This is a genomic window from Bradyrhizobium sp. Kon56 (assembly GCF_055807635.1).
Map to the genome: position 1 here is coordinate 1 of NZ_JBVVOU010000068.1, position 10,727 is coordinate 10,727.

A 10,727-nucleotide genomic window follows, 5' to 3' on the forward strand; every position below is an offset into this window, starting at 1 on the left:
GGCCATTCCTCACGGAACAGGTCGAGAATAACTGATCGCGCTATTACAAGGGTGGGCAAAGCGAAGCGTGCCCACCATGCCAAACGCGTTGTAGAATGATGGTGGGCACGGCGCGCGAAGCGCGCCTTTGCCCACCTTACGATTCCACCCGTGTGGAGAAAGCAAATGACAATGCTCCCCGACATCCCGCTCCCCGCCGGCATCCGCTCACGCTATGTCGACGATATCAACGGCCTGCGCATGCATGTGCTGGAGGCCGGCTTCGAGACCAAGGGGCGGCCCTGCATCCTGCTGCTGCACGGCTTTCCCGAGCTTGCCTTCTCCTGGCGAAAGGTGATGCCGGCGCTGAGCTCGGCTGGCTATCACGTGATCGCGCCGGACCAGCGCGGCTATGGCCGGACGACGGGATGGAGCGCGGAGTATGACGGCGATCTCGCGCCCTTTTCGCTCTTCAACCTGGTGCGGGATGCGCTCGGGCTGGTGTCGGCGTTCGGCTACAGGCAAGTCGACGTGGTCGGACATGATTTCGGCAGCCCAGTCGCGGCCTGGTGCGCGCTGATGCGGCCCGACGTATTTCGTTCGGTGACGATGATGAGCGCGCCATTCGGCGGAGCGCCGCCGCTGCCGTTCAACACGGTCGACACGCCGGTAAAGCCAGCGGCCGAAGACCCCGTGCATCGCGAGCTCGCCGCCTTGCCGCGTCCACGCAAGCATTATCAATGGTACTATGCGACACGCCCGGCCAATGCCGACATTCACCGCGCGCCACAGGGCGTGCATGATTTCCTGCGCGCCTACTATCATCACAAGAGCGCGGACTGGACCGACAACAAGCCATATCCGCTGAAATCCTGGTCGGCGAACGAGCTTGCGAAGCTGCCGACCTATTATGTGATGGACCTGAACGAGACCATGGCCGAGACGGTCGCGAAGGAGATGCCCTCGCAGGCCGCAATCGCCGCCAATCAATGGCTGCCCGACCGCGAGCTCGGCTACTACAGCGCCGAATATGGCCGCACTGGATTCCAGGGCGGCCTGCAATGGTACCGCTGCGGCACATCGGGCGCATTCAACAGCCAGCTCCAATTGCTGGCCGGCCGCAACATCGACATCCCCTCCTGCTTCATCTCGGGCAAGCAGGATTGGGGCACCTATCAGCGTCCCGGCGTATTCGAGGCCATGCAGGCGCGGGCCTGCACGAAGCTGCTGGGCTGCCACCTCGTCGATGGCGCCGGTCACTGGGTGCAGCAGGAGCAGCCGGCCGAGGTGAGCCGCCTGCTGCTCGATTTCCTGGCGAAGAGCCGCGGCGTGGTTTGACCCGGGAACCCAAGCGCCCTATATAGTTTAGAATTATTCTAAACTAATCAGACAGGGCCGCCGTGAAGAATTTTGCCGATCTGACCGAGCGCGAGGTACTTGCGGTCGCAATCTCCTCCGAGGAGGAGGACAGCCGCATCTACATGAGCTTCGCCGAAGACTTGAAGGAGCGCTATCCGGACTCCGCCAAGATCTTCGAACAGATGGCCGAGGAAGAGCGCGGCCATCGCCACATGCTGCTGGAAATGTACGAGCAGCGCTTCGGTCCGCATTTGCCCCCGATCCGCCGCGAGGACGTCAAAGGCTTCCTGCGCCGCCGTCCGGTCTGGCTCACCAAAAACCTGTCGCTCGACACCATCCGCAAGGAGGTCGAGACAATGGAATTGCAGGCCGAGCGCTTTTACGTGAAGGCCGCTGAACAGGCGCAGGATGTCGGCGTGCGCCGCCTGCTCGGCGATCTGGCCGAGGCCGAGAAGGGCCACGAAGAGGTGGCGGCGAAGCTGACGGATCGGATCCTGAGTTCAGACGTGCGCGCCGAGGAAGACCGCACCAACCGGCGCATGTTCGTGCTGCAATATGTGCAGCCAGGTCTCGCCGGCCTGATGGACGGCTCCGTCTCGACGCTGGCGCCGCTGTTTGCGGCTGCCTTCGCCACGCATCAGAATTGGCAAACATTTCTGGTCGGCCTCGCCGCCTCGATCGGTGCCGGCATCAGCATGGGCTTTGCGGAAGCGCTGTCCGATGACGGCTCGCTGACCGGGCGTGGTTCGCCCTGGCTGCGCGGTCTCACCTGCGGCTTGATGACGACGCTAGGCGGGCTTGGGCACACCCTGCCCTATCTCGTGCCCGATAGCTGGGCCAACGCATTCTGGATCGCGACGGGAATCGCCGGAATTGTCGTGTTCTTCGAATTGTGGGCGATCGCCTTCATCCGCGCGCGCTACATGGACACGCCGTTCCTCCAGGCCGTGTTCCAGATCGTGCTCGGCGGCGCGATCGTGCTGGCGGTGGGGATATTGATCGGAGCGGCGTAGGACGCCTTCATGCCCCGGCTTGACCGGGCATCCAGCACGCCGCGACCTGTCCGTGTCCAATCGGCGCCGGTGGAATACTGGATCGCCCGGTCAAGCCGGGCGATGACTGCGAGTGGTTGCTTGGCTCACCGCGTTCCGTCTTGCTCAGATGTCAATCGCGATCAAACGGCGGTTGCGGTGCTGGGCCAAACTGCGCATCATTGTTCCACGCTAAGAACAGGAGATGCGGGATGGCCAAATCCGAATGGAGCTTCAAGAGCGCGGTCGAGCTGTCGGCGGCACTGACGGCCAAGAAGGTTTCCGCGGTCGAGCTCACGCAGGATGCGATCGACCGCATCGAACGGCACGACAGCAAGGTCAACGCGATCTGCGTCCGGGATTTCGACCGTGCGCTGGACGCCGCACGCGAGGCAGACGCCGCATTGGCGCGCGGCGAGCGAAAGCCGCTGCTCGGTCTCCCCATCACTGTGAAAGAATCCTACAACATCGCCGGCCTGCCCACGACCTGGGGCTGGACGCCGCAGAAAGATTTCAAGCCGGCGGAGGACGCGCTGTCGATCGCCCGGGTCAAGGAGGCCGGTGGCGTCATCCTCGGCAAGACCAACGTCCCCGTGGGCTTGGCGGATTGGCAGAGCTACAACGAGATCTACGGCACGACGAACAATCCGTTCGATCTCGGCCGCACGCCGGGTGGCTCGTCGGGCGGCTCGTCTGCGGCGCTCGCGGCAGGCTACGGACCACTCTCGCTTGGGTCCGACATCGGCGGCTCGTTGCGCGTGCCCGCCTTCCATTGCGGGGTCTATGCGCATAAGCCGACCTACAATCTCTGTCCAACGCGTGGCCACACGCCGCCGCCCTTTCCAGCCATCCCGATGGAGCGCGATATGGCGGTGATCGGTCCGATGGCGCGGAGCGCAGTCGACCTGCCCCTGCTCCTGGACGTGATGGCAGGCCCCGATCCGTTGGACCTGGGCATCGGATACAAGCTCGCGCTGCCGGAGGCGCGACACCGCGCGCTGAAGGATTTCCGGGTGCTGGTGATCGACAGCCATCCGCTGCTGCCTGCGAATGCAGATATTCGCGGCGCGATCGAAAAACTGGCGGGGCAATTGACGGGCACGGGCGCGCGCGTCGCGCGCGAAAGTCCGCTGTTTCCGGACTTCACGGAGGCTTCTCGCCTCTACATGCGCATGCTGATGAGCTTCCTCGGCGCCTTCCTTCCGCCGGACAATCTCGCGCGCGCGCGTGCCGGTGCAGCGCAGCTCTCACCCGACGACAAGAGTCTCGCTGCCGAACGGCTGCGTGGTATCACCAGCACGCATCAGGCCTGGGTATTCGACGAGGGCGCCCGCGCCGGCCTGCGCGCGCAATGGCGGCAATTGTTCAAGACATTCGATGCGGTGATCTGTCCGATCATGCCCACGCCGGCCTATCCGCATGATCATTCGCCGGAGCAGGAAAAGCGCCGAATCAACATCGATGGCAAGGACCACGCCTATCCGGACCAGCTTGCGTGGCCCGGCATCGCCACGCTGACGGGCCTGCCGGCAACGGCTGTTCCACTCGGCCTATCGAAGGACGGCCTGCCGGTCGGCGTGCAAATCATCGGGCCCTTCCTCGAGGACCACACGCCGTTGAAGCTCGCCGAGCTGATCGAACGCGAGTTCGGCGGGTTCGTGCCGCCGCCCTTGTTCAATGACTGAGAGAAACCCCATGAGCAACGACCTCGAACAGCTCACCGCGCTCAACCGCGACTATGTGGCCTCGGTGCAGAATTGCGACGTCAAGCGCTTCGACGAGATTTTGGCGCCGGAGTTCTACTGCTCCAATCCCGACAAGACGCTGGTCGATCGCGAGGCCTTCCTGAAGCAGACGGCGCGGCCGATTGCGATCCGAAACCTCAGAGAGCACGACGTCATCATCCGTATTATGGGTGATTTCGCCATCATCCACGCGGCAACGAGCTACACCAATGCGGACGGCCAGCAGGCCACCGGGCGCTATACCGATTGCTGGGCGAAGACGAACGGGACGTGGCTGGCGGTGTCGGCGCACGTGTCGCGGTAAAGAGCGCGTCACACCACACATTCTCCGGCACAGCCAGATATTCGGGAGGCCGCGAGCTCACCGCTCCAGATTCTTCAGCAGCAATTTCAGCGCTGTCGCTGCAAAGGTCTGCATATTGGCCAAGCGGTCGTTGCTGCCCGTCTCAAGCGTCATCACCTCGACTGCGGGCCCGGCGACCGCCATGCAGCTGTGGCCCGCCGCATCGCCGTAGCGATTGCCGGTGGGACCGGACGCCCCGGTCTCCGACAGGCCCCAATCGCAGTTGAAACGGCTGCGCATCTGCCCGGCCAGCAATTGCGCGTAGGGCTCCGAGGAGGAACGAAAGCCCTTCATTCCTTCGTCCGAAATATCCATCAGCACGCGCCTGGCATCGCGAGTGTAGACCACGGCCCCGCCGAGGAAATAAGCGGACGCGCCGGGCACCGCGAGAAGGCTGGCCGAGATCAGGCCGCCGGTCGAGGATTCCGCAACAGCAATGGTCTGTTTGCGCGCGATCAGCTTCGCTGCGACCTGTTCCGCAATGCCGACGAGCTCTTTCATTCCTTGACCCCTTATTGCTTCGCAACCGAGCTCGGCCTTTCTAGCATATGACAGCGCCGTTGGCCGAGTTGCAGCCAACGGGCAGGCCTGCTTGAATGGCGGCCAAAGGGCGGAGCGGCCAAGCTCTGCCCGCGGGAAAGACGCGACGAGGAAACGTGAAGGACACGTCATGGCGTCCCTGATCGCCGGCGGAGTGGATTGCGATGTGCATCCGGCCGTGCCGCATCTGACCAGCCTGCTGCCGTACCTGAACGAGTATTGGCGCGATCAGGTGACGACGCGCGGCATGGTCGATCTCATCTCGCAATCCTACCCGCAGAACTCGCCGATCACGGCGCGGCCCGACTGGCGCCCCGAAAGCGGCAAGCCGGGTGAAAGCCTGGCGGACATGCAGCGCCATGTGCTCGATCCCTTCCAGCTCTCGCACGCCATCTGCAATCCGCTCTACGGCGTGCAGATGGTGTTTTCAGAGGATCTGCAGGCCGCCTTCTGCCGCGCGCTGAACGACTGGCTCGTGAAGGAATGGCTCGATCGCGATCCGCGGCTGCGCGGCTCGATCGTGATCCCCACCCAAAGCGTCGAGAAGGCCGTCGCCGAGATCGAGCGCTGTGCGACGGACCGCCGCTTCGTGCAGGTGCTGATGCTCGTGATGGGCGATACGCCGCTCGGCAAGCGCGCGCTCTGGCCGATCTACGAGGCGGCGGAACGGCTGGAATTACCGATCGGCATTCATGCCGGTTCCGCCTATCACAATCCGCCGACCGCCGTGGGCTGGGGTTCCTACCACATCGAGGATTATGCCGGTCAGGCCCAGGCGTTCCAGACCCAGCTCACCAGCCTGATCGTCGAGGGCGTGTTCGTCAAATATCCGCGGCTGAAGATGGTGATGCTTGAATCCGGGGTGTCCTGGATCTCCCCATTTCTATGGCGCCTGCACAAGTTCTGGCGTGGGGTGCGGATGGAGACGCCGTGGGTTGATCGCGCGCCGCTGGACATTGTGCGCAGCAACATCCGCTTCTCGTTGCAGCCATTCGATGCACCGCCGGATGAGGCGACATTAATTCGCCTGTTTGATCATATGCAGTCCGACGAATTGGTCGTATTCTCCACCGACTATCCGCACTGGCAGTTCGACGGCCAGGAGGCGCTGCCCGCAGGTCTCACCCCCGATCTCGTGCGCAAGATCATGATCGATAATCCGCATGCGACCTATCCCCGCCTGACTTAGCCGCTGCCAAAGGAGGCAAGGCGATGAATATTCAGTTCCGCGAAAGCTCCGAAGCCGCTTCCCCACTGGCCGTCAAAACCGCGATCGCGGACTGCGACATCCATCCGGCACGCGCGACCCGCGCCGAGCTCTATCCCTACCTGGCCAAACGCTGGCAGCATCATCTCGAAGTGTACGGCGTCCATGCCTATCAGGGCATGATGGAAGGCCCGCCCTATCCGAAGGCCCAGCCCAACGCCTCGCGCCGCGACGCCTATCCGCCGGAAGGCGGGCCGCAGGGCTCCTCGCTGTCCTTCATGCAGAAGCAGCTGCTCGATCCCAACAACGTGCAGCTCGGCGTGCTCAATCCGCTCAACACCGGGCAAGGCATCCGCAATCACGAGCTTTCGGCGGCCTTGTGCTCGGCGATCAACGACTGGCAGATCGACAAATGGACCAGCAAGGACAAGCGGCTGAAGGCGTCCATCGTCGTCGGCAATGAGGACGGGCTGTCAGCCGCCGCGGAAATCCGCGAGCGTGCCGGCGACAAGAATTTCGTGCAGGTGCTGCTGCTCAGCCGCAATGTCGAGCCGCTCGGCCAGCGTCGCTACTGGCCTATCTATCAGGCTGCGGAAGAGGCCGGCCTTCCCGTCGGCGTCCACGCCTTCGGCTTCGGCGGCAACCCCATCACGCCGTCGGGCTGGCCCTCCTATTACATCGAGGAGATGGTCGGCCACTCGCAGTGCCAGCAATCGGCGCTCGCAAGCCTCGTGCTGGAGGGCGTGTTCGAGCGCTTCCCGAAGTTGAAGATGGTGATGATCGAGGCCGGCTTCGGCTGGGCGCCGTCGCTAGCATGGCGGCTCGACAAAGTCTGGCAGCGCCTGCGCAGCGAGGTGCCGCATGTCAAGCGGCCGCCGTCCGAATATATCCGCGAGCAGGTGTGGTGGACGACGCAGCCGATGGAGGATCCGGAGCGGCGCGAGGATCTGTTCGATGTCATCAAGTGGATCGGCTGGGACCGGCTACTGTTCGCGACCGACTATCCGCACTGGGATTACGACGAGCCGTCGCGCGTGCTGCCCGCGGGCGTCAGCGACGACGACCGCGAGGCCTTCTATCTCGGCAATGCGAAGAAGCTGTACGGGATCAGTTGATGGCGCGGCATGTGATTGCCGCGGTCGACGAGCTTCCGCCCGGCACGCGAAAATTTCTGGAGATCGACGGACGGCCGATCGCAATCTTCAACATCAAGGGTGAATATTTCGGCCTGATGAACCGCTGCCCGCATCAGGGCGCTGCGCTGTGCGAGGGACCCTTGATCGGGCTCGCGCAATCGAAGGATCCGGGCGAGATCGAATATACCAAGCTCGGCGAGATCATTCGCTGCCCCTGGCATGGCTGGGAGTTCGACATCCGCACCGGCCAGTCCTACTGCGACCCTCGCCGCTTCCGCGTGAAGGCCTACCCGGCCCATGTCGAGCCGGGTGCAAGCGTGGTGAAGGGGCCGTATGTCGCCGAGACGATACCCGTGAAGATCGAGAGCGACTACGTCGTGGTGGAGCTGTAGCGAGAAGCAGGTTGCGCGGACATGCGCCGGCACGATTTCAGGCCTTATTCCGCGTTGCCGCGATCATCCACTCACGGAATGCGGCGAGCTTCGGCGCTTCGCGGCGCCCCTCCGGCGCGACCAGGTAGAAGCCCGCATCGGCCGGCAGCGCGATCTTGAAGGGGACCACTAGTCGCCCCTTGGCGATGTCGTCCTGGACATAGGAGGTCCGCCCCATCGCCACGCCGATGCCGTCGATCGCGGCCTGGATGGTCATGAAGATCATGTCGAAGGTGATGCCGGGCTGCCTGGCGATGTCGGCCGGCAGACCCGCCGCCGTCAACCACAGCCGCCAGTCGTCGCTGTTGGCGTTGGAGGTGTGCAGCAGCATGTGGCTCTTGAGGTCCTCGGGACAGCGCAACGGCTTGTCGCCACGCAGCAGAGACGGGCTGCAGACCGGAAACAGCTCGTCCGCCATCAGCCAGTCGGCGCGCAAGCCCGGCCACTGGCCGCGCCCGTAGCGGATCGCGGCATCGACATTGTCGCGCTGGAAGTCGACGAGGCTGGTGGAGGTCGTGATACGGACGTCGATGCCGGGATGGTGCTCCTGGAAATCGGTCAGCCGCGGCAGCAGCCATTTTGCGGCGAGCGAAGCCAGCGTCGAGACCGTCAGCACCTTGTCATCGTCCTTGCGCAGCAGCCGATCGGTGGCAAGCCGGAGGTCGTTGAAGGCGGCGCGGACGCCCGGCAGATAGTCGCGCGCCTCGGCCGTCAGCGCCAGCGCGCGGTTCTGCCGGACGAACAGGCGGATGCCGAGCTCCTCCTCGAGCCTGCGGATCTGGTGGCTGATCGCGGTCTGGGTCACGTTCAGCTCGGACGCCGCCAGCGTGAAGCTGAGATGGCGCGCGGCGGCCTCAAAGGCCCGCAATCCATTCAGGGAGGGCAATCTGGCAGTCATCTGGCAGCAGGATACATGACGTTATTTCATGCGAAAGAGTACAAATTGTCGTTTGTCGCAGTGCACCCGGAAGCAGATATTAGCGGTCAACTTAGCTCCAGGAGCTGGCAATGTCTACTTTGACCCAGAATTCGATGACAAATCATCATGCGCCAGGGCTGATCCACCAGATCGGCGAGACGCTTCACGTTTGGCACGAGCGTTACCGGACCCGGCGTGAGCTCACCAACTGGTCCGCGCGCGACCTTCAGGACGTCGGACTGTCCTGGAGCGATGTCGCCTACGAGGCCGACAAACCCTTCTGGCGGGCCTGATTGGCCGCCAGGCCGGCGCCGCCTGACTGTGGGGGCGCCGGCGGTCCCTTTCCCCTTTGGTCCCCTTGGGGGCGCGTATCATGAGCACCCTTCGCCTGGAAGATCTGAAGCAATATTCGGACACGCTGCGCACGCGACACGGCGAGGCGCTGCGCGTTCGTTTCGTCGAGCCGCGCGACACCGAGGAGCTCCAGCACTATTTTCGCTCGCTCTCGACGCGGTCCCGATACAACCGCTTCTTCGGCGCGATCAGCGAACTGCCGCAGGGCCTGCTGCACGAATTCCTTCAAATCGGCGAGCGCGAACGTTTTACCGTGGTGGCGACCATGATGGTCGACGGCTTCGAGACCATCGTCGCCGAAGCGCGCTATGCGCTGCATGCCGAAACCGCGACGCTTGAATTCGGTCTGTCGGTTGCCGACCCCTGGCAGGGCCACGGCATCGCCACCGTGCTGATGAAGAATCTTGAATGCCGCGCGGCCGCGCTCGGCGCCGACCACATGTTCGGCGACACGCTGCGCTCCACGCCGCCATGATCTCGGTCGCGCGTAAATCGGACTTCGCCTTCGTCAACCATCCGGACGACTGGAAGCTAGTGCGCTTCGACAAGGAGATCTCCGTCGCACCGAAAGACATTCCCTGCGCGAGCTGGCGCCTCGTCGCTCTTTCCCGTCGGGCCGATAGCCCCTCAGCCTCGGCCTGACACCACTCGAGCCCGGCCTGGCGAAAACCAGAGCCGGGCATTTTTTTCGCCGCTACTTCCCCGTGAACACCGCCTTGCGTTTCTCGATGAAGGCCTGCACCGCTTCCTTGTGATCGGCGGTCGTGGTCAGGCGAACCAGACGTTCGGCCTCGTGGTCGCGCGCGGTCTCGAAGTCGAACAGCAGGGCCTCGTCGAGATTGTCCTTCATGTAGCGCAACGCGAGGCGCGGACCTTCAGCGAGGGATTTTGCCAGTGCAAAGGCCTCCGCCTGCAATTTGTCATCGGGCACCACGCGGTTGACGAGGCCGATGGCCTCGCACCTGGCAGCATCGACCCGATCGCCGGTGAACAGCAGCTCGCGCGCCCGCGCGGTGCCGACGAGGCGCGTCAACAGCCACGCGATGCCATAGTCGCCGGACAGCGCGATGCGCGCATAGCCGGTGGCCACGAAGGCCGATTGCGCGGCAATGCGGATATCGCAGGCCATGGCGATGGCGAGCCCCGCGCCGACCGCCGGCCCCGGCAGCGCCGCGATGGTCGGCTTGCGCACCGACACCAGCGCGCCGGTGAGCAGGCGCTGCCGCTCCTGGAGATCGGCGACCTTGTCGTCAAAGGACATCTCCAGCTTCTTCGGGTCGCGATGCGCGCCCATGCCCTTGACGTTGCCGCCGGCGCAGAACGCTTCGCCGGCGCCGGTGATCAGCAGCGCGCCGACATCGGGGTTCTCGCCGCAGGAGCGGATCATCGTACGCAGCGCCGGGGTCAGCGCGTCCGACAGCGAGTTGCGCGCCTCGGGCCGGTTCAGCGTGATCAATGCGACGCGATCGCGGATCACGCAGAGGAGTTCACTGGTGCCGGTATCGATGGTGGTTTCCGTGGACATGATTCCCGCCCTTGTAGGATGGGCAAAGCGAAGCGTGCCCACCAATTGCTGTTTCGTCGTTGATAGTGGGCACGGCGCTATGCGCCTTTGCCCACCCTTGTAATAGCGCGATCAGTTATTCTCGACCTGTTCCGTGAGGAATGGCCTGCCGCGGTTTG

Annotated in this window: 11 protein-coding genes and 1 pseudogene; 9 read left to right on the forward strand and 3 right to left on the reverse strand. The window is 64.0% G+C overall.

The annotated features are described in order from the left end of the window. The first annotated feature begins 165 nt into the window (after positions 1 to 165). The 4 genes from AC0L3B_RS37455 (at position 166) to AC0L3B_RS37470 (ending at position 4,418) form a co-directional block, all read left to right on the forward strand. Entirely contained in the window at positions 166 to 1,317 is a 1,152-nt protein-coding gene (locus AC0L3B_RS37455) for an alpha/beta hydrolase (protein ID WP_473382521.1), read from the forward strand. Positions 1,318 to 1,379: 62 nt separating this feature from the next. After that, positions 1,380 to 2,351, forward strand: a complete 972-nt coding sequence (gene mbfA / locus AC0L3B_RS37460; RefSeq protein WP_018457571.1) for an iron exporter MbfA — start codon at positions 1,380 to 1,382, stop codon at positions 2,349 to 2,351. Positions 2,352 to 2,581: 230 nt separating this feature from the next. Next, positions 2,582 to 4,054: an amidase gene (locus AC0L3B_RS37465; protein ID WP_018457572.1), complete on the forward strand. Its 1,473-nt coding sequence runs from the start codon at positions 2,582 to 2,584 to the stop codon at positions 4,052 to 4,054. A gap of 10 nt (positions 4,055 to 4,064) precedes the next feature. After that, positions 4,065 to 4,418 carry a nuclear transport factor 2 family protein gene (locus AC0L3B_RS37470; RefSeq protein ID WP_018457573.1) on the forward strand — a complete coding sequence of 118 codons (354 nt, stop codon included), beginning with the start codon at positions 4,065 to 4,067 and terminating at the stop codon, positions 4,416 to 4,418. A 57-nt stretch (positions 4,419 to 4,475) separates the two neighbouring features. Here AC0L3B_RS37470 and AC0L3B_RS37475 read toward each other — a convergent pair whose 3' ends face one another. After that, positions 4,476 to 4,958, reverse strand: a complete 483-nt coding sequence (locus AC0L3B_RS37475; RefSeq protein WP_018457574.1) for a CinA family protein — start codon at positions 4,956 to 4,958, stop codon at positions 4,476 to 4,478. 169 nt (positions 4,959 to 5,127) lie between these two features. On the opposite strand from AC0L3B_RS37475, the gene AC0L3B_RS37480 reads away from it, so the two are divergent. From AC0L3B_RS37480 to AC0L3B_RS37490, 3 genes are read left to right on the forward strand one after another with little or no spacing between them, the layout of a single operon-like run. Further along, positions 5,128 to 6,186, forward strand: a complete 1,059-nt coding sequence (locus AC0L3B_RS37480; RefSeq protein ID WP_018457575.1) for an amidohydrolase family protein — start codon at positions 5,128 to 5,130, stop codon at positions 6,184 to 6,186. A gap of 23 nt (positions 6,187 to 6,209) precedes the next feature. Then, entirely contained in the window at positions 6,210 to 7,319 is a 1,110-nt protein-coding gene (locus AC0L3B_RS37485; protein ID WP_018457576.1) for an amidohydrolase family protein, read from the forward strand. Continuing rightward, positions 7,319 to 7,732 carry a Rieske (2Fe-2S) protein gene (locus AC0L3B_RS37490; protein ID WP_018457577.1) on the forward strand — a complete coding sequence of 138 codons (414 nt, stop codon included), beginning with the start codon at positions 7,319 to 7,321 and terminating at the stop codon, positions 7,730 to 7,732. Before AC0L3B_RS37485 ends, AC0L3B_RS37490 begins: the two co-directional genes overlap by 1 nt. A gap of 37 nt (positions 7,733 to 7,769) precedes the next feature. Here the strand turns inward: AC0L3B_RS37490 and AC0L3B_RS37495 are convergent, their stop codons facing one another. Next, positions 7,770 to 8,669, reverse strand: a complete 900-nt coding sequence (locus tag AC0L3B_RS37495; protein WP_026233402.1) for a transcriptional regulator GcvA — start codon at positions 8,667 to 8,669, stop codon at positions 7,770 to 7,772. A 110-nt stretch (positions 8,670 to 8,779) separates the two neighbouring features. Here AC0L3B_RS37495 and AC0L3B_RS37500 point away from each other — a divergent pair, with 110 nt between their 5' ends. Then, on the forward strand, positions 8,780 to 8,983 hold the full coding sequence (locus tag AC0L3B_RS37500) for a DUF1127 domain-containing protein (RefSeq protein WP_007599575.1): 204 nt from the start codon (positions 8,780 to 8,782) through the stop codon (positions 8,981 to 8,983). A gap of 80 nt (positions 8,984 to 9,063) precedes the next feature. Beyond that, positions 9,064 to 9,686: pseudogene (locus tag AC0L3B_RS37505) on the forward strand (GNAT family N-acetyltransferase). A 52-nt stretch (positions 9,687 to 9,738) separates the two neighbouring features. Here AC0L3B_RS37505 and AC0L3B_RS37510 read toward each other — a convergent pair. Next, positions 9,739 to 10,569 (reverse strand): enoyl-CoA hydratase, encoded by an 831-nt coding sequence (locus AC0L3B_RS37510; protein WP_085349315.1) that lies wholly within the window; start codon positions 10,567 to 10,569, stop codon positions 9,739 to 9,741. Between the last annotated feature and the right edge of the window lie 158 nt (positions 10,570 to 10,727).

Bases quoted from the DNA above. Each gene is read 5' to 3' on its own strand.
- AC0L3B_RS37495 (WP_026233402.1), bottom strand. From the start codon at position 8,669: ATGACTGCCAGATTGCCCTCCCTGAATGGATTGCGGGCCTTTGAGGCC.
- AC0L3B_RS37510 (WP_085349315.1), bottom strand. From the start codon at position 10,569: ATGTCCACGGAAACCACCATCGATACCGGCACCAGTGAACTCCTCTGC.
- AC0L3B_RS37485 (WP_018457576.1), top strand. From the start codon at position 6,210: ATGAATATTCAGTTCCGCGAAAGCTCCGAAGCCGCTTCCCCACTGGCC.
- AC0L3B_RS37500 (WP_007599575.1), top strand. From the start codon at position 8,780: ATGTCTACTTTGACCCAGAATTCGATGACAAATCATCATGCGCCAGGG.
- AC0L3B_RS37490 (WP_018457577.1), top strand. From the start codon at position 7,319: ATGGCGCGGCATGTGATTGCCGCGGTCGACGAGCTTCCGCCCGGCACG.
- AC0L3B_RS37470 (WP_018457573.1), top strand. From the start codon at position 4,065: ATGAGCAACGACCTCGAACAGCTCACCGCGCTCAACCGCGACTATGTG.
- AC0L3B_RS37455 (WP_473382521.1), top strand. From the start codon at position 166: ATGACAATGCTCCCCGACATCCCGCTCCCCGCCGGCATCCGCTCACGC.
- AC0L3B_RS37465 (WP_018457572.1), top strand. From the start codon at position 2,582: ATGGCCAAATCCGAATGGAGCTTCAAGAGCGCGGTCGAGCTGTCGGCG.
- AC0L3B_RS37475 (WP_018457574.1), bottom strand. From the start codon at position 4,958: ATGAAAGAGCTCGTCGGCATTGCGGAACAGGTCGCAGCGAAGCTGATC.
- AC0L3B_RS37480 (WP_018457575.1), top strand. From the start codon at position 5,128: ATGGCGTCCCTGATCGCCGGCGGAGTGGATTGCGATGTGCATCCGGCC.